22 protein-coding genes are annotated in these 22,496 nt (G+C 62.3%); 11 read left to right on the top strand and 11 right to left on the bottom strand.

Annotated elements, in window-relative coordinates:
* Positions 1 to 70: 70 nt before the first annotated feature.
* The 8 genes from LB516_RS08745 to LB516_RS08780 all read left to right on the top strand — a co-directional run bounded on the left by LB516_RS08745 (position 71) and on the right by LB516_RS08780 (position 7,792).
* Complete coding sequence (locus LB516_RS08745; RefSeq protein WP_224719345.1) at positions 71 to 853, top strand: formyl transferase; 783 nt, start codon at positions 71 to 73, stop codon at positions 851 to 853.
* Between the two features lie 202 nt (positions 854 to 1,055).
* A complete protein-coding gene (locus tag LB516_RS08750; protein WP_224719346.1) occupies positions 1,056 to 1,358 on the top strand; it encodes a virulence factor in 303 nt (100 codons plus the stop codon).
* On the top strand, positions 1,351 to 1,965 hold the full coding sequence (locus tag LB516_RS08755; RefSeq protein WP_015317422.1) for a methylenetetrahydrofolate reductase C-terminal domain-containing protein: 615 nt from the start codon (positions 1,351 to 1,353) through the stop codon (positions 1,963 to 1,965). The genes LB516_RS08750 and LB516_RS08755 overlap by 8 nt, the downstream gene beginning before the upstream one ends.
* Positions 1,962 to 3,053 (top strand): methylenetetrahydrofolate reductase, encoded by a 1,092-nt coding sequence (locus LB516_RS08760; RefSeq protein ID WP_015317421.1) that lies wholly within the window; start codon positions 1,962 to 1,964, stop codon positions 3,051 to 3,053. The genes LB516_RS08755 and LB516_RS08760 overlap by 4 nt, the downstream gene beginning before the upstream one ends.
* Positions 3,054 to 3,134: 81 nt before the next feature.
* Positions 3,135 to 4,109, top strand: a complete 975-nt coding sequence (locus tag LB516_RS08765) for a methyltetrahydrofolate cobalamin methyltransferase (protein WP_023769853.1) — start codon at positions 3,135 to 3,137, stop codon at positions 4,107 to 4,109.
* Entirely contained in the window at positions 4,060 to 6,189 is a 2,130-nt protein-coding gene (locus tag LB516_RS08770) for an ASKHA domain-containing protein (RefSeq protein ID WP_015317419.1), read from the top strand. Before LB516_RS08765 ends, LB516_RS08770 begins: the two co-directional genes overlap by 50 nt.
* Positions 6,190 to 6,366: 177 nt before the next feature.
* On the top strand, positions 6,367 to 6,552 hold the full coding sequence (locus LB516_RS08775) for a hypothetical protein (protein ID WP_140873527.1): 186 nt from the start codon (positions 6,367 to 6,369) through the stop codon (positions 6,550 to 6,552).
* A 229-nt stretch (positions 6,553 to 6,781) separates the two neighbouring features.
* Positions 6,782 to 7,792 (top strand): alpha/beta hydrolase, encoded by a 1,011-nt coding sequence (locus tag LB516_RS08780; RefSeq protein WP_224523466.1) that lies wholly within the window; start codon positions 6,782 to 6,784, stop codon positions 7,790 to 7,792.
* A gap of 21 nt (positions 7,793 to 7,813) precedes the next feature.
* Here the strand turns inward: LB516_RS08780 and LB516_RS08785 are convergent, their stop codons facing one another.
* Positions 7,814 to 8,713 carry a LysR substrate-binding domain-containing protein gene (locus tag LB516_RS08785; RefSeq protein WP_015317416.1) on the bottom strand — a complete coding sequence of 300 codons (900 nt, stop codon included), beginning with the start codon at positions 8,711 to 8,713 and terminating at the stop codon, positions 7,814 to 7,816.
* 219 nt (positions 8,714 to 8,932) lie between these two features.
* Here LB516_RS08785 and LB516_RS08790 point away from each other — a divergent pair, with 219 nt between their 5' ends.
* The 3 genes from LB516_RS08790 to LB516_RS08795 all read left to right on the top strand — a co-directional run bounded on the left by LB516_RS08790 (position 8,933) and on the right by LB516_RS08795 (position 11,046).
* A complete protein-coding gene (locus tag LB516_RS08790; RefSeq protein ID WP_023769849.1) occupies positions 8,933 to 9,118 on the top strand; it encodes a hypothetical protein in 186 nt (61 codons plus the stop codon).
* Positions 9,119 to 9,569: 451 nt separating this feature from the next.
* Positions 9,570 to 9,704, top strand: a complete 135-nt coding sequence (locus LB516_RS28835) for a hypothetical protein (RefSeq protein WP_013894968.1) — start codon at positions 9,570 to 9,572, stop codon at positions 9,702 to 9,704.
* 328 nt (positions 9,705 to 10,032) lie between these two features.
* The gene (locus LB516_RS08795; RefSeq protein WP_263484891.1) at positions 10,033 to 11,046 is read left to right on the top strand and encodes a GlxA family transcriptional regulator; all 1,014 of its coding nucleotides are present in this window, start codon (positions 10,033 to 10,035) and stop codon (positions 11,044 to 11,046) included.
* 6 nt (positions 11,047 to 11,052) lie between these two features.
* Here the strand turns inward: LB516_RS08795 and LB516_RS08800 are convergent, their stop codons facing one another.
* From LB516_RS08800 to LB516_RS08845, 10 genes are all read right to left on the bottom strand, one after another.
* Positions 11,053 to 11,850, bottom strand: coding sequence for an ABC transporter ATP-binding protein (locus LB516_RS08800; protein WP_140714835.1), 798 nt, complete (start codon positions 11,848 to 11,850; stop codon positions 11,053 to 11,055).
* Entirely contained in the window at positions 11,847 to 12,620 is a 774-nt protein-coding gene (locus LB516_RS08805; RefSeq protein ID WP_224719347.1) for an ABC transporter permease, read from the bottom strand. Before LB516_RS08805 ends, LB516_RS08800 begins: the two co-directional genes overlap by 4 nt.
* Before the next feature lie 68 nt (positions 12,621 to 12,688).
* A complete protein-coding gene (locus tag LB516_RS08810) occupies positions 12,689 to 13,639 on the bottom strand; it encodes an ABC transporter substrate-binding protein (protein WP_140873523.1) in 951 nt (316 codons plus the stop codon).
* Positions 13,640 to 13,753: 114 nt separating this feature from the next.
* Positions 13,754 to 14,602, bottom strand: a complete 849-nt coding sequence (locus LB516_RS08815) for a DUF1194 domain-containing protein (RefSeq protein WP_140615911.1) — start codon at positions 14,600 to 14,602, stop codon at positions 13,754 to 13,756.
* Between the two features lie 94 nt (positions 14,603 to 14,696).
* Entirely contained in the window at positions 14,697 to 17,258 is a 2,562-nt protein-coding gene (locus tag LB516_RS08820; protein ID WP_224719348.1) for an FAD-dependent oxidoreductase, read from the bottom strand.
* Positions 17,259 to 17,410: 152 nt separating this feature from the next.
* Positions 17,411 to 18,169, bottom strand: a complete 759-nt coding sequence (locus LB516_RS08825; RefSeq protein ID WP_224719350.1) for an FkbM family methyltransferase — start codon at positions 18,167 to 18,169, stop codon at positions 17,411 to 17,413.
* Positions 18,166 to 19,395, bottom strand: a complete 1,230-nt coding sequence (locus LB516_RS08830) for a hypothetical protein (protein ID WP_224719351.1) — start codon at positions 19,393 to 19,395, stop codon at positions 18,166 to 18,168. Before LB516_RS08830 ends, LB516_RS08825 begins: the two co-directional genes overlap by 4 nt.
* A gap of 22 nt (positions 19,396 to 19,417) precedes the next feature.
* Positions 19,418 to 20,890 carry an aspartate aminotransferase family protein gene (locus LB516_RS08835; protein ID WP_224719352.1) on the bottom strand — a complete coding sequence of 491 codons (1,473 nt, stop codon included), beginning with the start codon at positions 20,888 to 20,890 and terminating at the stop codon, positions 19,418 to 19,420.
* Between the two features lie 60 nt (positions 20,891 to 20,950).
* Complete coding sequence (locus LB516_RS08840) at positions 20,951 to 21,958, bottom strand: NAD-dependent epimerase/dehydratase family protein (RefSeq protein ID WP_224719353.1); 1,008 nt, start codon at positions 21,956 to 21,958, stop codon at positions 20,951 to 20,953.
* The gene (locus LB516_RS08845; RefSeq protein ID WP_015317404.1) at positions 21,955 to 22,389 is read right to left on the bottom strand and encodes an EamA family transporter; all 435 of its coding nucleotides are present in this window, start codon (positions 22,387 to 22,389) and stop codon (positions 21,955 to 21,957) included. Before LB516_RS08845 ends, LB516_RS08840 begins: the two co-directional genes overlap by 4 nt.
* Positions 22,390 to 22,496: the final 107 nt, after the last annotated feature.

Consider the following 22,496-nt stretch of genomic DNA (forward strand, 5'->3'; position numbering starts at 1 on the left):
ATACCAAGGATTAACCCGCCCGCCCTAAGGTCCGGCCACATCGGCCGGTCCCTGGAGCACGGAAAGATCAATGGCAGCGTCGCAACCAAATCCGCGACCTATTGTGGTCGTCACCGGTGGCGGCGCGCATGTCTGGGCCATGATCAACGACCTCGCCGACCGCGTCGGCCCTGTCAGCGTCGTCCTCGAAATCCCTGAATCTAAAAAGCAATTGCTGCGCGGCCGCGCCCGACGCCAGGGCTGGATCTCTGCCATCGGCCAGCTCGGCACTATGGTGCTGAGCAGGCTCGGCAAACGGCTTAATGTCAAACACGCCGCCCGGTTGATTGCCGAGGAGAAGCTTGAAACGGAACCGCGGCAAGGCCAGGTCATCATCCATGTGGCATCCGCCAACGGGCCGGAATGTCTGCAGGCAATCGAGACGATCAAGCCCGGCGTCGTGCTGCTGAACGGCTGCCGGCTGATTTCCAGGGAGATGCTGGCCAAAATGCCGTGTCCGGTGCTCAACTATCATGCCGGCATCACCCCGAAATATCGCGGCATGAATGGCGGCTATTGGGCGTTGACGTCAGGCGATCCGCAGAATTTCGGCACCACCGTCCATCTGGTCGATGCGGGCGTCGACACTGGTGGCGTGCTGAAGCAGGTGCGCGGCGAGCCGAAACAAGGTGACACCATCTCAAGCTATGCGCTGCGCCAGGCGGCGTTTTCGCGCGACATCTGCGTCGAGGCGGTCAGCGACGCGCTGGCCGGAAAACTTGCAACGTTCGATCCAGGGCTGCCATCGAAGCAGTGGTACCACCCGACGATCTGGTTCTACGTCTGGACAGGGCTGAGAACCGGCATTTGGTAACGTATCCAGTGTCCGGAACAGCGCAAATTCCGCCGCCATTACCGCTGCAGTGACCCCGTCGCGGCATGGGTCGCAAACGAATAAACGCACCTTTCATTTTACGACATCCAAATGCGTCGCTTTTGAATGCGCGCGCGTCGTCCCATAACAAGCGGGCCCACTGCGCTTGCGGCAATGCTCGGGGATCGAGGAGCGAGAATTCATGGCCGATCTTATCGTCGTCTACTGGCGCGACATTCCTGCCCAGGTCATCGTCAGGAAGGGCCGGCAGAACGCCAAGCGCGAACTGCCGTTGCGCTTCACCGAGGCGATCGACATGTGCGCCATGCGCACCGGCGCCGGCGGCACGGACGACTATCTGGCCGAATGGCGCAAGGCTGATCCAGTTCCGGTCGGTAACGATCTCGAAGCCGAGGTCGAAAAGGCCTTCAACGAGATCGACGCGAAATATGACCGCGAGCGGCTGGTCGCTCTGGTCAAGGCCGGCGGCAAAGAAAATGTCTGAAACCACTCCCGTCAGCAAGGAAGGCGTGGCCATTACGCAGGCCACTCAGGTCAAGAAGGCGGCGCCGAAGTCCGACTACAAGCCGGCCGATGTCTCGCCGCAGCGGCGCGTACAGCGCTCCTTCGCGATACGGCTGTGGTCGATCAGGCATTCGCGCTTGCTCGAATGGTTCTACGCCCGCTTCGCCGACACCTTCTTGCTGCTGCACCCGTTGTGGAAGGGTATCGGCTATGGCCGCGTCGAGGCTCCAATCAAGTTCGTCGAAAAGCGCGTAAAAGGCTTCATGTTCGACTGCCGCATGTGCGGTCAGTGCATCCTGTCCTCGACCGGCATGTCTTGCCCGATGAACTGCCCCAAGCAGTTGCGCAACGGCCCTTGCGGCGGCGTGCGCGCCAACGGCAATTGCGAGGTCGAACCCGATATGCCCTGCGTCTGGGTCAAGGCCTGGGAAGGTTCGCAGAACATGGTCAACTCCGACAGGATCCTCACCGTGCAGAAGCCGGTCGACCAGTCGTTGCGCGAAACCTCTGCCTGGCTGCGGGTGACCGCGCAGGCCGCGGCAGCCCGTGAAGCCGCCGCTGCCGCGAAGACCGGAGCCTCCGCGTGACCGGCCGCCAGCTCGACGAAAATCCGGCCGGCATCCATTTGCCGCTCGATCCCCTGCCCGGCCACACCTCGCGCGGCCGGCTGGAGCGCGTGCTCAGGCGCGGCGAGTTTGCGGTGACGACCGAACTGAACCCGCCCGACAGCGCCGATCCGGAGGATGTCTACAACCGTGCGAAGATCTTCGACGGCTGGGTCGACGCCATCAACGCCGTCGATGCGTCCGGCGCCAATTGCCATATGTCGTCGGTCGGCATCTGTGCACTTCTGACCCGCATGGGCTACGCCCCGATCATGCAGATCGCCTGCCGCGACAAGAACCGCATCGCCATCCAGGGCGACGTGCTGGGCGGCGCCGCGATGGGCGTCGCCAACATGCTGTGCCTGACCGGCGACGGCGTGCAGGCCGGGGACCAGCCGGGCGCCAAGCCGGTGTTCGACCTCGATTCCATGTCGCTGTTGGAAACTTGCCGCATCATGCGAGACAACGGCAAGTTTCTGTCCGGCCGCAAGCTGACGACGCCGCCGCAGCTGTTCCTGGGCGCTGCCGTCAATCCGTTCGCGCCGCCTTTCGACTTTCGCCCGATCCATCTCGGCAAGAAGATCGCCGCCGGCGCGCAGTTCGTGCAGACGCAGTATTGCTTCGACGTGCCGATGTTCAAGACCTTCATGCAGAAGGCACGTGATCTCGGCCACACCGAGAAAGTGTTCATCCTGTGTGGCGTCGGCCCTCTCGCTTCCGCCAAGACGGCAAAATGGATCCGCTCCAACGTGCCGGGCATCCATATCCCTGACGCTATCATCAAGCGGCTGGAAGGCGCCCAGGACCAGAAGAAGGAAGGCAAGCAGCTCTGCACCGACATCATCAACGAGGTGAAGGAAATTCCCGGTGTCTCCGGCATCCATGTGATGGCCTATCGCCAGGAGGAATATGTCGCCGAGATCGTCGATGAATCGGGCGTGCTGAAGGGCCGCCAGCCGTGGAAACGCGAGATCCGCCGCGACGACCAGATGGTTGCCGACCGGCTGGACCGCATCCTGCACGACGACATTACCGAAACCCAGGTGGACATGGTGAAGACCGCGCATTGACTTCCGCGGAGAGCGACCATTCGCTTGATCGACAAGAGATAACGATATAAAGAACTCTTTATATCACGACGGAGAGATTTCATGACCCGGACCATCGTCGCCTCGGCGACACGAGAAATCATCATCGGCTTCGACCAGCCTTTCTGCGTGATTGGCGAACGCATCAACCCGACCGGCCGCAAGAAGCTCGCCGCCGAGATGGTGGTTGGCAATTTCGAGACCGTCATCAAGGACGCGCTGGAGCAGGCCGCCTGCGGCGCCACCATGCTCGACGTCAATGCCGGCGTCACCTCGGTCAACCCGAACGAAACCGAACCTGGCCTTCTGGTGCAGACGCTGGAGATCGTCCAGGGCCTGGTCGATCTGCCGCTGTCGATCGACAGTTCCGTCACCGCCGCGATCGAAGCCGCGCTGAAAGTCGCCAAGGGCCGCCCGTTGGTCAATTCCGTCACCGGCGAGGAGGAAAAGCTCGAGGCCATCCTGCCGCTGATCAAGAAATACAATGTGCCGGTCGTCGCCATCTCCAACGACGAGACCGGCATTTCGATGGATCCGGACGTGCGCTTTGCCGTCGCCAAGAAGATCGTGCAGCGCTGCGCCGATTTCGGCATCCCGGCGCATGACGTCGTAGTCGATCCGCTGGTGATGCCGATCGGCGCGCTGGGCGATGCCGGCCGCCAGGTGTTCGCCCTGCTGCGTCGGCTCCGCGAAGAGCTCAAGGTCAACACCACCTGCGGCCTCTCCAACATCTCCTTCGGCCTGCCGCACCGCCATGGCATCAACGCCGCCTTCATCCCGATGGTGATCGGCGCCGGCATGACCTCGGCGATCATGAACCCGGTGCGCCCGCAGGAAATGGAAGCGGTGCGCGGCGCCAACGTGCTGAACGGCACCGACGAGAACTGCACCAAATGGATCAAGACCTACAAGGATTACAAGCCGGCCGAAGGCGGCCACGCGGTGGCGGCGCCGACAGCGGTCAATGCGCCGGGCGAAGGCGGCGGCAATGGCGGCCGCCGACGCGGTGGCCGTGAAGCCCGCATGGGCCGGGGATAAGCGCGCAATCGTGAATTCGCCTGCAAACATAACCGATCCGCTCGTGCTGTTCATGCCGTCAGGCAAGCGCGGGCGGTTCCCTGTCGGCACGCCCGTGCTCGACGCCGCGCGCCAGCTCGGCGTCTATGTCGAGAGCGTGTGCGGCGGACGCGCCACTTGCGGGCGCTGCCAGATCGAGGTGCAGGAAGGCAATTTCGCCAAGCACAAGATCACCTCCTCAAACGACCACATATCGCCCAAAGGCCCCAAGGAAGAGCGCTATGAACGTGTGCGCGGCCTGCCCGAACGGCGCCGCCTCTCCTGCTCCGCCCAGATACTCGGCGATCTCGTCATCGACGTGCCGCAGGACACTGTCATCAACGCCCAGACCATCCGCAAGGATGCCGACACCAGGGTCATCGCCCGCGATTCCGCGATCCGCATGTGCTACGTCGAGATCGAAGAACCAGACATGCACAAGCCGCTTGGCGATCTCGACCGCCTGAAGATCGCCCTGATGAAGGACTGGAACCTCAAAAGCCTGGACTTCGATTTTTATCTGCTGCCGCAAGTGCAAGGTATTTTGCGCAAGGGCAACTGGACGGCGACCGCCGCCATCTACAAGGATACGGACACCGAGACAGCGCGCGTCATCGCGCTGTGGCCGGGCCTCAAGAACGAGGCCTATGGCCTGGCCTGCGACATCGGCTCGACCACCATCGCCATGCATCTGGTGTCGCTGCTGTCGGGCCGGGTCGCCGCCTCGTCCGGAACGTCGAACCCGCAGATCCGCTTCGGCGAGGATCTGATGAGCCGCGTCTCCTATGTGATGATGAACCCGGATGGCCGCGAAGGCATGACGGTTGCTGTCCGCGAGGCAATCTCCGGCCTCGTCGATAAGGTTTGCGCGGAAGGCAATGTCCAGCGCAACGACATCCTGGATTCCGTCTTCGTCGGCAATCCGATCATGCATCACCTGTTCCTCGGCATCGATCCGACCGAACTCGGCGGCGCGCCCTTCGCGCTTGCCGTGTCGGGCGCCGTTCGCATCAAGGCCTCCGACATCGGGCTGAAGCTCAACCAGGGCGCACGGCTCTACATGCTGCCTTGCATCGCCGGCCATGTCGGCGCCGACGCGGCGGCCGTGACCCTGTCCGAAGGTCCGCACCGCCAGGACGAAATGATGCTGATCGTGGACGTCGGCACCAATGCCGAGATCGTACTCGGAAACCGCACACGGGTCGTCGCTGCCTCCTCGCCGACCGGTCCGGCCTTCGAAGGCGCCGAAATCTCCGGTGGCCAGCGGGCCGCGCCCGGCGCCATCGAGCGCGTGCGCATCGATCCAGACACGCTGGAGCCGAAATACCGCGTCATCGGCTCGGAACTGTGGTCCGACGAGCCCGGCTTCCTCGACAGCGTGCAGGCGACCGGCGTCACCGGCATCTGCGGCTCCGGCATCATCGAGATCGTCGCCGAAATGTATCTCGCCGGCGTCATCTCCGAGGATGGCGTCGTCGACGGATCGCTTGCCGCGCGCTCGCCGCGCGTCGTTGCCAACGGCCGCACCTTCTCCTACGTGCTGAAGGAAGGCGAACCCAAGATCACCATCACCCAGACAGACGTGCGTGCCATTCAGTTGGCCAAGGCGGCGCTCTATGCCGGCACCAAGCTGTTGATGGAAAAACAGAACACCGAGCATGTCGACCGCATCCACTTCGCCGGTGCCTTCGGCTCCTTCATCGATCCGAAATACGCCATGGTGCTAGGTCTCATCCCCGATTGCGACCTCGACAAGGTCTCGGCCGTGGGCAACGCCGCCGGCGCGGGTGCTCGCATGGCGCTGCTCAATCGCGGCTATCGCCGCGAGATCGAGGAGACGGTGAGCCAGATCGAAAAGATCGAGACGGCGCTCGAGCCGAAATTCCAGGAGCACTTCGTCTACGCCATGGCGCTGCCCAACAAGGTCGACCCGTTCCCGAAACTGGCGGCGGCGGTGAAGCTGCCGCCGCGCAAGACGGTGAGCGAGGATGGCATCGCCGGAGATGCAGCACCGCGCCGACGCTCCCGCGAAGGTCATGCTGCTCGGCGCAGCCGCGAATAGACGCGCCGGCCACTCCCTCGATTTATTTGTATGCAAATGTTTCCGGATCGTCAGATCCGGAAACCGAAACGCTGTTTTCGCGAAATCCAGCAGATACATGCACAGCGCATTTACCCGCACATCGAACGGCGGCTGAGGACAGTCCTTGGCCATCGCCGTTCTTCAGGGGAGATGAAAATGTCGATGTTCGAAAATTTCGGCCGCTTGGGTGTGGCCATCAGGCAAGCCCACGCCAGGAACAAATCGATCCGCGCGCTGAACAGCTTGCCGGCCCATGTCCAGAAGGACATCGGCTGGCCGGCATCGCCGCCGAACGATCCGCAGGCCACACTCGCCTCGCTGCTGCTAGGCTCCACGCGGTGACGACGTTCGCCGACAAATACAAATTGCTCGGCGTCCACCGGGGATCCCACACATCCCCGATGGCCACCAGCAACCGATTGCGCACGGCACTTTTGCCGCGGCGCCGACGACGCGCGGATCACACCAGCGTGTGGGCACGCCGTAAATCTTGACATTCTCGGCCAAGGCACGATCTTCGTTACAAGGGGGAGTTCTCTTAGTCGGCTGCAGCCGAAGTTCGTGTATTCGCATGCCAAGTTTGAAAAGCCACGTTGTGTCCTTCGTGCTCAGGCACAGCCGCAAGCAAGCCTTTTCCAGCCCGGAAAACCTGCAGCGCTGGATCGTCGCCGCGCGCAAGACGGAGGATCACCATCCGCCGGCCGCGCTGCATCAGCGTTTCGAAATCCAGACGCGCAGCGTGGACGGTTTTCCGGTCTACGAAATCGCCCCCAAGGCCGGAGAGCACAAGCGGATACTCTACCTGCATGGCGGCGCTTATGTCTTTGAGATCACGCCCTATCACTGGTATCTGATCGCCGACATGGCCGACCGGCTGGGCTACGGCATCACCGTGCCGATCTACCCCATCGCCCCGGAACACGATTTCCACGCCATGTTCGGCATGGTCGGCGCTGTCTACCGCCAGATGCTCGATGAGACAGAGGCGGAAGATATCGTCTTCATGGGCGATTCCGCCGGCGGCAACATGGCCGTGGTGCTGACCATGATGGCGGCGGACGAGGGTTTGCCGGTGCCGTCGCGCCATGTGCTGATTTCACCCGGCCTCGACGTCTCGCTCGCGAACCCCGAAGTGTTTGAGGCGGAGCGGAATGATCCATGGTTGGGCATCGCCGGCGGGCGTGAGGCAATCCGGCTCTATAGTGCCGGATTGGATCCGACAGACTGGCGTATCAGCCCGGTCTATGGCGATCTGTCGGTATTGCCGAAGACACTGCTCCTGACGGGCTCCCGCGATCTTCTCACGCCCGACAATCTCATCTTTGCACAAAAAGCCAGCGCCGCCGGTGTCGAGGTGGAGCTGATCTACGAGGAAGGCATGTTCCACGTCTGGCCGCTGATTGACATGCCGGAAGCGCGGCGCGCGCGTCAGCACATCGTCGCGTTTCTCACGGACGACGCCTACACTCGGGCTGAAAGGGAAACGGTCAAGTCGTCGACCAAAGCTTCATCCCAGCACACCAACCATTTCGGCCAGACGATCAATCGGCTCGGCGAACGTGACGAGATCGCCGAGCATTGAAACTCGGCCCCACGACATCGATCAGAACTTGCCGGTTTCCCTGAACACTTCGAAGGTCGCGCGGATGTGGTCGGCGACGGCCTTGACCGGCGCGCTGGCGTCCGGCGCCACCACCATGGCAAGATTGTAAGTGCCGATATCGGGCATTCCGTCCTTAGGGCAGAGTTCGACCATGTCGTTACCCAGGAACGATCTCGGCAGCGGCGCGACCGCGAGGTCGGCCATGATCGCGGCGCGCTGGCCTGCGGTATGGGCACTCATATAAGCGACGCGATAGTTGCGGCCCTCGCGGCCCAATGCCTCGAGCGCGCCGGCCCGCCAGGCACAGCCCTCTTCCCAAAGCGAAACCGGCAGCGGTTCGCGCAGATGCGCGCAGCCGCCCTTGGCGCCGGCCCACACGATCGGCTCGGTCAACAGCACCTCGGCGCCGAGCGCGCTGGTCTTGTACGAATTGGTCAACAGCGTGATGTCGAGCGCCCGGTCATCCATGCGCCGGCGCAGATTGCTGCTCTGGTCGATGGTGACGTCGACGGCGATCGAGGGATGCGACTGCGCGAAACGCTTCAACACATGCGGCAGCACGCGCTCGCCATAGTCGTCAGGTGAGCCGAGCCGCACCACCCCGACAATATCGGGGATGATGAACTTCGACACCACCTCGCGGTTGATCGACAAAAGCCGCCGGGCATAGCCGAGCAGCATTTCGCCGTCCGTGGTCAGCGTCACCGAACGCGCGTCGCGCGCGAACACCGAGCGGCCGAGAATATCCTCCAGCTTCTTGATCTGCATGGAGACGGCCGACGGCGTCCGAAACACCGCATTGGCCGCGGTGGTGAAGCTGCCGGTCTCGGCAATCGCCACGAAGGTGCGCAAAACGTCGAGGTCGAGCAGCGGCAGCGGGTGATTGAGTGGGGCGTTCATGACGATCGACCTTCAATTTTTCTGATACAAAACATCATTCCATTTCGTTTGATTGAACATCAGACCGGGAGCATAGTCAACTCCATCGAAGCAGCATGCTGCCAAAAGCGGCCACGAAACGACCACGGCGCAGACCTGCATTCGACGTGAAATGAAGCTGAAACAGACCTGACGTAACGCATTGCCGGCGCCTGCCGTGCCGTAGCAAAGGAGATCGAAATGTCTATCCTATCGTCCCTCGGCCGCATCGCGACCGAATTCAACGCGGCCCGCGCCCGCTACCAGACCGAACGCGCCATCCGTTCACTGCCGATCGAGCTGCAGAAGGATATCGGCTGGCCGGAAGCTTCCGACGCCAAGACCGGCATTCGCAGCGGCGTCGGATCCTGGGCTGGAGCAAAGTAAATCGTGTGTACCCCGTGCTGAAGGCCTGCCGCGCAGCCCGCCCGGCAGGCCTTCTCTATTTTATTTGTATTCAAACGAATTCATGAGCCATGCCGCCGCTGCATGGCGCATATGAGCAAGCCGCATAGCAGCTCGATTTTTTGATTAACCCGCTGTAAAAATTCATAAATCCTAGGCATCTTGCTCGTAGCTTGCCAAAATTTGTCGCATCTGGTGTCGCTTTTCATATCAAGCGCTTCGCTTTTGCGATTTAGTTCCTGCTCACACAAGCCTATATCACCGTCAGCAAACGAGCTGCCCCATTCCATCAAGCGGAGGCGACCCGTTTAGAGCGACGTGCGTCCTATTGGACGCACAAAGTACGCTCTAACACTTTGAGTCTGCGCATCGTGCTTTCCGAAAATCAATTCGATTTTCGGGCCGACGCGCGAGCAACCGATTGGAGATGATCATGAAGCTTTTTGCCCGCCTCTTCGCCCGCCGCGAAATGAACCTGACCACCGCTCTCGAGCGTCAGCGTCTTGCCAACACCATGCCCGGCCAGACCGGCGCCATGGCCGCGGCACGTCTCGGCTTCGTCGCCTGAGCGAGCGCGGTTCCAGGAAAACCGTATTTTCCCGGCCGGAACTGCGTAGAAATCGAAAATACAAGACACCTCCAGAGCCGCGCCCCTGCCGCGGCTTCAGGGTTGACTGCCGCCGCCTCGGTCCGCCGAGGCGGCGTTTATTTTGTTGCGCTTCCATCGCCTTTCACAACCTGACGGTGGCCTGGTTCGAGCAGCACCGCGCGGCGATTGCCCATTTGCGACCCATGTCGCAAATTTAATCTTCCCAAAGCCGTCTAGACGATTGACAGGAATGGTTTTTCCTGATGACGCTATGCTATTCGCGACATCCTGTTCGCGTCATGGCCAGATGAGGTTCCCCGTGAACGCCGTCAAGCATCCGATCAAGCGATCGTTTGTGTTCTTCCTTATCCCCGATTTCACCATGATCGCTTTTGCGACAGCGCTCGACCCGCTGCGCTCGGCCAATCGGATGCTCGGCTACGAGGCCTATCGCTGGCGCCTCGCCAGCATCGACGGCAAGCCGGTGCGCGCCTCGAACGGCGTCGAGTGTGCGGTCAACACCTCGCTGGAGGAGGAACGCAAGAAGATGGCGGGGCCGGATCGCCCGAATATGGCCATCGTCTGCAGCGGCACCAATGTCGAGCGCTACCAGAACAAGTCCGCCTTTGCCTGGCTGCGCGAGGAATACAATCGCGGCGTCGCCGTCGGCGGCCTGTGCACCGGTGCACATATCCTCGCCGCCGCCGGGCTCCTGTCCAACAAGCGCTGTGCCATCCATTGGGAAAACCTGCCCGGTTTTTCCGAAGCGTTCCCGAAGGCCAATGTCTTTGCCGACCTGTTCGAGATCGACCAGAACATCTACACCTGCGCCGGCGGCACCGCCGCGCTCGACATGATGCTGAAGCTGATCGGCGACGATTTCGACGAGAACCTCGTCAACCGCGTGTGCGAGCAGGTGCTGACCGATCGTGTGCGCAGTCCGACCGACCGCCAGCGCCTGCCGCTGCGCGCCCGCCTCGGCGTGCAGAACTCGAAAGTGCTGACCATCATCGAGCTGATGGAGGCCAATCTGTCCGAGCCGCTGTCGCTGATCGAGATCGCCGACCATGTCGACCTGTCGCGTCGCCAGATCGAGCGCCTGTTCCGCACCGAGATGGGACGGTCGCCTGCCCGTTACTACCTCGAAATCCGCCTCGACCGCGCCCGGCATCTCTTGATCCAATCGTCGCTGCCGGTGGTCGAGGTGGCGGTCGCCTGCGGCTTCGTCTCGGCCTCGCATTTCTCGAAATGTTACCGCGAGCTCTACGCCCGCTCGCCGCAGCAGGAACGCGTCGACCGCAAGCAATTGCTGGCGGCCTGATCCCGATCAGGTCTCGGCCGACCGCACTTGCGCCGTCCGCATCGCCTCGACGCGGATGTCCTCGGTCAGCCGCGCCTTCAACGCCGAGAATTCGGCACTGGTCTTCAGCGTATAGTGCCTGGGATGCGGCAGGTCGATGGAGACATCCGACTTGATGCGGCCGGGCCGCGCCGTCATCACGATCACGCGCGAGGCCATGAAGATCGCCTCCTCAATGTCGTGGGTGACGAACAGCACCGTTTTCTTGCGCCGTTCCCATATGCCGAGCAGCAATTCCTGCATCAGCCCGCGTGTCTGGTTGTCCAGCGCCCCGAACGGCTCGTCCAGCAACAGGATTTCGGGATCGTTGGCTAGCGCCCGGGCAATCGCCGTGCGCTGCTGCATGCCCCCTGAAAGCTGTTTCGGCCAATGGTTCTCGAACCCCTTCAGCCCGACGAGATCGACATAGGAGGCGACAATGTCGTCCCGCTCCTTTTCGGCCATCCCCCGTTCGCGCAGGCCGAAGCCGATGTTTTCGGCGACCGTCAGCCATGGAAACAGCGTGTAGGACTGGAAGACCATACCGCGGTCCGGCCCGGGCCGCGTCACCGTCTTGCCGTCTAGCCGAACGCGGCCTTCGCTTGGCGCCTCCAAGCCGGCGACGATCCTCAACAGTGTCGACTTTCCGCAACCGGACGGTCCCAAAACGGTGATGAAGTCGTTGGCCGCCACCGCCAGGTCGATTGGCATCAGCGCCTTGACGGGTTCTCCACCCCGCACGCCGGCAAAGGTTCGCGAGACACCCTCGATAAGAAGCTTGCTCACGCCAGGCTCCATGGAAAGAGCCAGCGGTTGAACGCCTTGAATGCAAAATCGGACAACAGCCCGATCAGGCCGATGACGATGATGCCGAAGATGATCTGCCCGGTCGCCAGCCGCGACTGGCTGTTGATGATCATGTAACCGATGCCCGACGATGAGCCGATCAATTCGGCCACGATGACATAGGTCCATGCCCAGCCGAGCACCAGCCGTAGCGTCTCGGCGATCTCGGGCGCATTGGCCGGCATGATGACCCGCCTGACGATGCCATTGTTGGTCGAGCCCAGCGTATAAGCGGCCTCGACCAGATCGCGCCGCGTGGCCCCAACCTTGACGGCAATGATCAGGATGATCTGGAACACCGAGCCGACGAAGATGACGAGCAGTTTTTCCAGCTCGCCAATGCCGGCCCAAAGGATGAGCAGCGGAATGAAGGCCGACGCCGGCAGATAGCGGGCGAAGGAGACGAAGGGCTCCAGAAACGCTTCCACCGGCTTCCAGGCGCCCATGGCGATGCCGAGCGGCACCGCGACGACGGAGGCCAGTACAAAGCCGCCGAAGACCCGCCAGATGGTGATCAGTATGTCGAGCCAGAAACGATCCTCGACCAGCAGCCGCCAGCCATCTCGCAGCATCGACAGCGGATCGGCGAGGAAGATGCGGTTGACGTGGCCGCCAAGCGTGATCCAGGCCCAGAAGGCCACGAACAGCACGAAGAAGGAGATACCGAGCACGCTTCGCAGGCTCGGAGAGACAGGATGCAATGGGCGCATCTTCGTCCTTTGTCAGCGGCAAGGCGGCGGCGCTCTGCGCCACCGCACGGTGCCCAAGGGTTGAACCGTCAATTCGCCACGGCGCTGGTGTCGGCCAGAGTGGCGACGTCGGGTGCCTCCTTGATCAGCCCCATCTGCAGCAGCAGATCGCCGGCGGTCTTGGAAAAGTCCTGGAATTCCTTGGTGAAGAACTGCTTGTTCTCGGCCTTGTCGGCCCATTTCAGGTACTTTGCCGAATCCTCGAATTCCTTGGCCGACTGTTTCACGTCGGCGCCCATGATCTCATAGGATTTCTGCGGCTCCTTCTTGATCATGTCGAGGGCGTCGAAATAGCTGTCGGCAAGCGCCTTGGCGGCGTCGGGATTGGCCTTGAGGAATTCGGGCGTGCAGCCGACCGTGTCGAGAACCATTGGATAGTCGAGCGTGGTCGCCAGGATATGGCCCTGGTCGGCCTTGTCGCGCACGGCCGAGATGAAGGGCTCGTAGGTGACGGCCGCATCGTTCTGGCCGGCGAGGAAGGCTTGCGCCGCCGCGTCGGGTTCGAGATTGACGACCGTGACATCCTTGGTCGACATGCCGTTCTTGTTCAGCACCCAAGCCAGCAGGAAGTAGGGCGACGTTCCAGGCGCCGAGGAAGCGACGGTCTTGCCCTTGAGATCGGCGACTGTCTTGATGTCGTTGCGCACCACAATGCCGTCGGCGCCATAGGATTTGTCGAGCTGGAAAATCTGCTTGGTGGTCACCCCGCTGGCGTTCCAGACCAGCCACGTCTCGACCGTGGTGGCGGCGCATTGTAGGTCGCCGCTGGCGATGGCGAGCGGACGGCTGGCCTGCGGCACCTTCTTCAAGGTCACATCGAGCCCATGCTTCTCGAACAGCCCTGCCTGCTTGGCGAGTGTCAGCGGCGCGAATCCGGTCCATCCGCTGATGCCGATGGTGAGCGATGTGGCGGCCATCGCCGGCGCGGACAAGCCTGTGGCAAGTGTCAATGTCGCGGCAAGGACGGTTATTCTGTTCATATCGGTTCCCCTTTTGTTTTTCTGCGGGAAATTGTTCACAGAGGCCGATGGGCTTGTCAATCAACAGGACCGTGTTTGCGCGCAAAGCAGCCGGCAATCCGGTTTGGGATAGCGCTATCTGGCGTCGGGCATCCAGTTGCGGTTGCGCCACATTTTCTCGCCGACCTGGCAGTCGGCGGCGGGTTTGTCCTGGGCCAGCACCACTGGCGGGTGATCCGCCTCCTCCGCCGCCCATTGCCGTGACGCCGGGCCGGCGAGCTCCAGCACCAGCTTGCGGCGGATGGCTTCGGGAAATTGCGTCCAGTCGTTGACCGGGATCATGAAGGCGCCGGGACCGCCGATGACGCAGTCGCTGTAGTAGCGATCGAGATCGTTGACGTCATAGACGCCGGAAAAGCCGCCTCGGGTCATCAGCGGCAGGCCGTTGATGACTATGCCTTGCCTGACCACCCCGTCGCGGGCGAGATTGACCGGCGCGCCCTGGTTGTTTGGCCCGTCGCCCGAAATGTCGATGACGCGCTTGGTTCCCTGGTAGCCGCTTTCGGCGAAAAGGTCGCTGCCGAACTCCAGCGCGCCGGAGATCGAGGTGCGCCGCGCGCTGTTGGGCGGCTGAGCCGACAATTGCGCCACCACCCGCTCCGCATCGGCCCGGGTCGCGATCGCTGTCCACGGCACGATGACGCGTTGCCAGTTGGTGCCGGCCCATTCGACATAGGTGACGGCGATCTTGCCATAGGCGCCATCGGTAATCGCCTGCAGCACATTGTCGTGCGTCAGCGCCGCCCCGTAGCCATGACGCTGGATCTCGAGCTCGTCGGCCGACATCGACAGCGACACGTCCACCGCCAGCACCAGTTCGACATCCACCGGCTCGTCTGCGCGAGACATTGTCGTCGGCCAGAGCGTCAGCGCCAGCGCGACGACGCTCGAAAGCAGATGTCTTGCAGTGCCAAAACCAGACATGCCGCGAGGGTAAGCCAGAATCGACAGCTGAAAAAGAGAAAAGCCCGACCTGGGCCGGGCTCATCCGAACACGCGCGAAATTCTTGGCGAAGGCTCAGCTCCGCGGCTTGAGATTCTCCGGGTCGTAAAGCGGCTTGTAGCCGACACTGGCGACCTCGACCGGATAGGTCTCGCCGAAATACTCGACCTTGAGCTTACGGCCTTCCTGGGCATAGGCCCAGGGCAGATAGGCGAGCGCGATGTTCTTGCCGATCGTCGGGCCATAGGCGACCGATGTCGTGAAGGAGCGGCGGCCGAGTTCGTCGACCAGTGTTTCCCCGCTCTCGGGGTCCATCACCGGCATGATGCCGACGGGATAGCGGGCGACACCACTGGAATCCCTGTTCTCGGTCATCACCAGCGTGCATAGCATCGCCGGCTGGTGCGCGCGCTCACGATACTCCAAGTGCTTGGCCTTGCCGCAGAAATCGTTCTCCTTGACCTTCGGGCGGGCGAGATCGGCTTCCAGCAGATTATACTCGGTCAAGAGGTCGGCGTTCTGCAGCCGCAGGCTCTTCTCCATGCGGCGCGTATTGGCGTAGGTCTCGACGCCGAATGGCATGACACCGGTCGAGCGCAGCGCGTCCCAGACGGCGAGACCATCCTCGTAGCGCATATGCAGTTCCCAGCCCTGCTCGCCGACATAGGAGATACGGAACGCCGTGACATCCTTGCCGCCGATCCGGACCGGCTTGATCGCCGCGAACGGAAAATTCTCCGGCGAAAGCCCATCCGGGTTCTCGACCACCTTTTGCAACGTCGTGCGGGCATTCGGCCCCCAGATGCCGATGGTGACGTACTTCTCGGTCACGTCGGTGATGGTGACGTCGAACCCTTTGTCCTGGGCCGTGCGGCGCATGTACTGGTAGTCGCGCGGCCCGGCGTCGGCGCCGTCGATCAGCCGACAGCGGTCGGCCATGCGGATCACCGTGAAGTCGGCGCGCACCATGCCTTGCTCATCGAGGAAGTGGGTGTAGATGCCCTTGCCGATGTTGTTGTCGCCGCCGATCTTGGCCGCGCACAGCCATTCCAGCAGCGCGACATGGTCGGGTCCTTCGATGTCATACATCGAGAAATGCGAGAGGTTGACGATGCCGCAATCCTCGCTCATCGCCAGATGCTCGGCGTTCGAGACGCGCCAGAAATGGCGGTTGTCCCATTCGTTCTCGCGCACCGGCACGCGGTTTCCATACTTCTCAAGCAGATGCTCGTTGGCGGCATAGCCGTGCGCACGCTCCCAGCCGCCCAGCTCCATGAAATAACCGCCGAGTTCCTTTTCACGCTCCCAGAACGGCGAGCGCCTGATGTTGCGGGCCTTGGAGAAGGGTTCGCGCGGATGCACCGCCGGATTGTAGACCTTCATCGCCGTCTCGGTGCAGCGATCCCAGATGAATTGTTCCTTGGTCTGGTGCGGATAGAAGCGCGCATAGTCGATGGCGTGGTGGTCGATCGCGGTGCGGCCATCCGTCATCCAGTCGGCGATCAGCTTGCCCATGCCGGGGCCGTCCTTGACCCAGATGGCGACGGCGTACCACAGGCCCCTCACCTTCTGGCTCTCGCCCATGGACGGGCCGCCATCGGCCGTCACCTGCAGCAGGCCGTTGAAGGAATGGCTTTCGTTATAGCCGAGCTCGCCCAGGATCGGCGTCAGTTCCATGGCGCGCTCGAGCGGCGCCAGGATCTGCTCCATGTCGAGATCGCGCTGCGACGGCGACAGTCGTGCCTGGTCCTTCTCCAGCAGGTCGCGCGGATGGCAGAGGCGCGGATTGGTCTCTTCGTAGTAACCCCATTCGATCTGGCCGCCCTCGGCGGTCTTGGGGTCGCCGGTGTCGCGCATATAAGCCGAGTTGCCCTGGTCGCGCAGCAGAGGCCAACCGATCTCCTTGCCGGTGCCGGCGAACTCGGTATAAGGGCCGAAGAAGGTCAGCGGATGGTCGATCGGCATGACCGGCAGGTCCTCGCCGACCATCTCGGCGATCAGCCGGCCCCAGATGCCGGCGCAGACGATGACATAGTCGGCCTCGATCGTGCCGCGGTCGGTCACCACGGCACTGATGCGGCCGTCCTTGACGACGAGCGACTTCGCCGGCGTGTTGGCGAAGGATTTGAGCTTGCCGGACGCTTCCGCCTGGTCGACCAGCTTGCCGGCAACGGTCTGCGAGCGCGGAATGACGAGGCCGGCATCCGGATCCCATAGGCCGCCCTGCACCAGATCCTGTTCGATGAGCGGGAATTTTTCCTTGATCTCGGCGGGATCGATCAAACGGGCGCGTGTGCCGAACGCCTTGGCCGAGGCGATCTTGCGTTTGATCTCGTCCATGCGTCCGTTGTCGCCGACACGGGCGACCTCGAGGCCGCCGACGCGCGCGTAATGGCCCATCTTCTCGTAGAAATCGATGGAATAGAGCGTCGTCCAGCAGGACAGGAAATCGTGGCTGGTGGTGTAGCAAAAGTCGGAAGCGTGAGCGGTCGAGCCGATATCGGTCGGGATGCCTGATTTGTCGATGCCGACAATGTCGTCCCAGCCGCGCTCGATCAGATGATGGGCGATCGATGCGCCGACAATGCCGCCGAGGCCAATGATGACGACCTTCGCCTTTTTCGGAAACTCTGCCATTGCCCGCGACTCCAGAATGCTGTTGCGGGCGGCGTCGGCGCCCGTCTGATCGGCGCACAATATGCAGGCGACGGGGACGGCGCTACCGCCTGTTTGCGACACGCCACAGATGCCGCGCGACCCCTCCCCAAATCAGGAAAAACATCTACCCGTCAGGCGAAAGCCCAGACGTCCTCGGCCTGGAAGCCGACCTGATAGCCCGCCGTCTTCAGCTTGACCACGACCTGTCCGATCTCCGGCGCGGGCAGCGCACCAACCTCGACCTTGATCATGCCGGGACGATAGCGCTTGAGGTCGATCTGCTCGAACACGATCCAGTCGGCGCCTTCACAATCGACGAGGAAGGCGTCGATATGGGTGATGCCGTTGCGGTCGAGCAATGTCTGCAAGGTCTCCGACGGCACCTCGATGTCTTTCAGATGCGGCGCGAACTTGTTGAAATTGGCGTCGGCCTCGCCCCAGGCATTCTTGCCCGACATCAGGTTGGTGTCGGTCACCGACGAGCAGCCGATGAACTCGATCGGCAGCGTGCCGGCTTCGAGTGCGGCAGCGTCAAAGGTGTGGACGGTGATCGTGCCTTTAGTTCTCGTCACCGCGACGGGTTCGATGACGAAGCGGTCCGTGTCGGGGTAATTGGCGCGCAGCCGTTTCTGGTTGTACGGGATCGGCTCGACCAGCATGGCGCGGGCCTTTGGAATGCGGTGCAGCCAAGGCGTCACGTCATCGAACAGCGCGCCATCGCAGGCGCCGACATTGACCATCTGGAATGGCCGGCCGCTATCACTGAAGCGTGCCTTCAGCGCCGCCTTGGCGAGGAACTTGGTGCCGCGCAGCGACGGCCCGCGATCGAGCAGGCCGGCGGGAAGCCCGAGCGACAGGGCAATGCGCGCCAGGTTGGAAACTGAACTCATGATTTGTCTCCTGGTATGACGTGCAGGGCGGCGCGGTGCTGGCCGGTGACCGCCGCCCACAACGCCATTAAGGGCGGTGCCAGCAGCAGGAATGGCGGGATCAGATGCGGGAAATAAATGCGCGTGTCGTGGATCGGGAAGACGCTGAATTTGGCGAGCGCACCGAGCACCAGCGCAGCAAACAGAATGCCCGCGCGGCGGCCGAGCCTGAAGCCGGCGCGGTCGGCCGCAAACCACCCGGCCAGCGCCAGAACCGAGACCCCGACCCAGCTGTTCAGGTTGACGGCGCGCAGCAGCGAGGCGGCAAACGCCCGGAGATAGGCGATGACGGAAAAAGCCGGCTCGAACCCGTCCATATTGTAGTGCTGCCCGATGCTGGAAAACCACAGATGCGGCCACCACCCGGGATGATGGGCCCAGTGCGAAATGGCGAAATACGCGGCGAGCGAAGCAGCAAAACCGACCAGCACGCCCCAGCCCTTCTGCCGGAACAGGACCAGCAGCACAGCGAAAACGGCAAGGAAAACTATGTTGTCCGGCCGCACCATGAAGGCGAGGAAGAGCAGGATCGCCGTCGCTACCTCGCGGCCTCGGACATAAGCGAAGAGACCGCCTAGCAACAACGCCGAGGTAAGCAGGTCCGGTGTCGAAGCGCGCGCGGCGTCGCCGAAATCGGCCATGATCAGCACCGCGCCGACCACCGGTGCCAACGCCAGTGCCTTTTCCGCGCGCAGCCAGAGCAGCGTGATCGCGCCGAACAGCAGGACCGAGAACACCTGCACCAGCCGCATCGCTTCGACTGGCGAGATGACGGAACTCAGCGTCGACAGGATTTCGGCATAGAGGAACTTGATCCGGTACATGCCGAGCAACGAATGGAAATCGGCGGCGTTCTGCGCCATGTGGCTGCGGAAGCCGCCGCCATCGTCGGTCAGCGCCTTGTAGTCGGCCGCCGAGACACTCGATTTGACGGTGCTGTAGGCATAATCATGCAGTGCCTGCGCATCGGGGTAGGTGCCCTCCTCCGATATGGCGAGATAGGGCAGCATGTCCCAGTTGGCGTCGGGCATCACCCAGGCCGTGAACGCCGTCAAAAGCATATAGAGGGCGAAGGCAGCCGCACCGATCGGAGCCGCCAGCCGCGCATAGGTCCCCTCGCCCCAATCCAGACCAGCCTCGGCGAGCCGGTCGAGTGGACTTTGCGGAGCGGGCGACTTGGTCAGCATGTCTTCTCGGCGAACGTTCGTTTCAACGGACTTGGCTTTTGACGAAATCCTTCACGATCGCCACGATGCCGCGCGACAAGAGACTGTCGAAGGCATCGACGAAGCGGTCGACATGCTCGCGCTGGCAGATCAGCGGCGGCTCGAGCCGGATGACATTGCGGTTGTATTCGGTGAAGGCGACGAGCACGTCGTAGTCGCGCAGCAGCAGCGCGCCGACGAAACCGGACAGCGAGCCCTTCAGCTTGTCGTCGAGCACGCTGACGATGGGGCGCAGCACCATCGGCAAGGTCTGCGAGAAGTCGTGGAACTCCAGCCCCACCATGAAACCCTTGCCGCGCACGTCCTTGATGATCTTCGGGTATTTTTCCCTGAGTGCCTGCAGCCGCTGCAGCAGGTACTCGCCGGTGACGGCGGCGTTGTCGATCAGCCCCTCGTCGTAAAGCACGTTGATGCCCTCGATCGCCGTGGCACACGCCTCGCCCATGCCGCCGAAAGTGGCCATGGCATGGATCATCGCCGTCTTCGGCGTGCCGTAGGCCTTCATGTAGATTTCGCGGCGCGCAATCATCGCGCCGACAGCGGCCTTGCCGGCACCCAGCGATTTGGCCAGTGCCGTCACATCGGGCACGACGCCATGATGCTCGAAGGCATAGAAGCGGCCCGAGCGGCCATAGCCGCACTGCACTTCGTCGGCGACCCACAGCACGCCATACTGGTCGCACAGCGCCCGCAGCTTCTGCCAGTATTCAGTCGGCGCCTGAATGATGCCACCGCCGCCCTGGATGGTTTCCAGCACGATGACGCCGATCTCCGGATCGGAGCGGAACAGGCGCTCGACGGCCTCGATATCGGCAAAGGGAATGCGCACCGTGTTGTCGGCCATCCTGAAGTCGGCGCGGTAGAGCTGGCCGTCGGTGATGCCCAGCACACCCTTGGTCTTGCCGTGGAATGAATTCTCGGCATAGACGATTTTCGGCCGCTTCGGGCCGGCGGCACGCTCGGCAAGCTTCACCGCCGCTTCCATCGCTTCCGAGCCCGACGAGCCCAAAAACACCATGTCGAGATCGCCAGGCGAACATTTGGCGATGTTGTGCGCCAACGCGGCGGCATATTGCGACATGAACGCGATGGCGATTTCCTGCCGCTTCTCCTCCTGGAATTTCTTGCGCACTTCCAGAATGCGCGGATGATTGTGGCCAAAGGCCAGCGACCCGAAGCCGCCGAAGAAATCGAGGATCTTGCGGCCGTTCTGGTCGATGTAGAACATGCCCTCTGCACGTTCGATCTTGATCTTGTGGAAGCCGAGCAGCTTCATGAAATGCAGCTGGCCGGGGTTGAGATGCGCCTTGAACAGGTCGGTCATCCCTGCGACATCCATCGCCTTGGCCTGCTCGACGCTGATCAGGTCGGGCTTGGCGGTGGTGGCGGGCGACAGTGTCGGCGCGCTGACCAGGGTGCGCGTATTCGTCTGTTCCGGCTTGGCCATGACGGTCATTTCAATCTCCTGTTCGCGCCCGCGGCTGGCGTCGAGCGCAATAAACTGTTCGGCGCGCCCCTATTCGGCGGGGACATGTTTGGTGGCGACGGCGGGCCCGGCCTTCTTGGCGCGGTATTCGCTGTAGGCGGCGATCAGCATGTCCTCGTCGCGGTATTGCGGCACCCAGCCGAGCTGCCGCTCGGCCTTGGACACGTCGAGCACACAGTCCTCGTCGGCGATCAGATATTGCTCCGGATCCATGATCGGCATGTTGAAGAGGTCGAGCAGGTCGAGCGTGCGCTTGACCGCCCAGCCAGGGGTAGGCAGCAGGATCGACTTCGAGCCGGCATGCCGGATCAGGTCGCCAAGCAATTTCTTCACCGGCGGCGGATTGAGCGACCCGAGATTATAGGCCTCGTTGGGCACACCGGCCTTCCACGCCGCGCGCGCCGCCTCGGCGCAGTCGAACACCGAGATGAACTGATAAGGGTTGCGGCCCGAACCGATCATCGGCACGGGAAAGTTCCAGTCGATCAGCTTGAACAGCTTTTCGAGGATGCCGAGGCGGCCGGGCCCGATGATCAGGCGCGGGCGAAACAGCGAGATCGACATGCCGCGCTTGCGCCATTCGCCGGCCAGTTCCTCGGTCTTCTGCTTCGACCAGCCATATTCGCCGAGCGGCGCGACCGGGTGCTCCTCGGTCATCGGCTGGGTGACGGTGTGACCATAGATCATGTCGGTCGTATAGTGAACGAGCCTGCGGGCACCAGCCTTGTCCATGGCCTGCAGGATGTGTTCGGTGCCGTGGAAGTTGACCGGGAAGAAGAAGTCGTGCCGCTTCGCCCGCACCTGGATCGGCGACAGCATCTTGGCCGACAAATTGTAGACCATGTCGTCAGCCTTCAGCCCGACCGCGGCAACCGAGCCTTGGTCGGTGACGTCGCACTTGATGAAGCGGACAGCGCGGTAATGCGCAAGGTCGCTCCTGACGATGTCGGCGACGATAACCTCTTCACCGTCGGCCACAAGCTTCGGCGCCAGGTGACGGCCAACAAAGCCGTCACCCCCGAAAATCACATGTCTCATCGAACGATCTCGTTTGCTTGTATCTTGTCGGGCGTGATGGAAGCGCTCTGATCTTCATGCCCTCGCCCACTTTGCGCGATCAGCACCGTGCCGACGCAGATGCAGGCAATGCCGGCGATGCGCCAGCCATTCAGGTCTTCTCGGAAGACGAAATAGGCAAAGATCGCGACCGCGACATAAGCCAGGCTCAGAAACGGATAGGCGAAGGAAAGCTCGACCTTGGAAAGCACGTAGAGGTGCGAGGCCATCGAAATGACGAAGGTGCACAGGCCAAGGAAGACCCAGGGGCTGAAGACGATCTGCAACAGCTTGATCAGCGGATTGGTGCCCTCGAATGAAATCGGTCCGAGCGACATCATGCCTTGCTTCAGCATCAGCTGCGCAGCGGCATTTGTCATGACCGTAAACAAAATGAAGACGATATATTTCATGTAGCCCGCCACCCTGTGATATCAGCTAATACAAATCTGAAAAGATTTCGTGAACCCACAAGACATTTTTGGGTAAATCTGGATGTTAAACTTTCGTAAACCACGAT

This window comes from Mesorhizobium sp. CO1-1-7 (assembly GCF_020164885.1).
GTDB classification, from domain to species: domain Bacteria; phylum Pseudomonadota; class Alphaproteobacteria; order Rhizobiales; family Rhizobiaceae; genus Mesorhizobium; species Mesorhizobium australicum.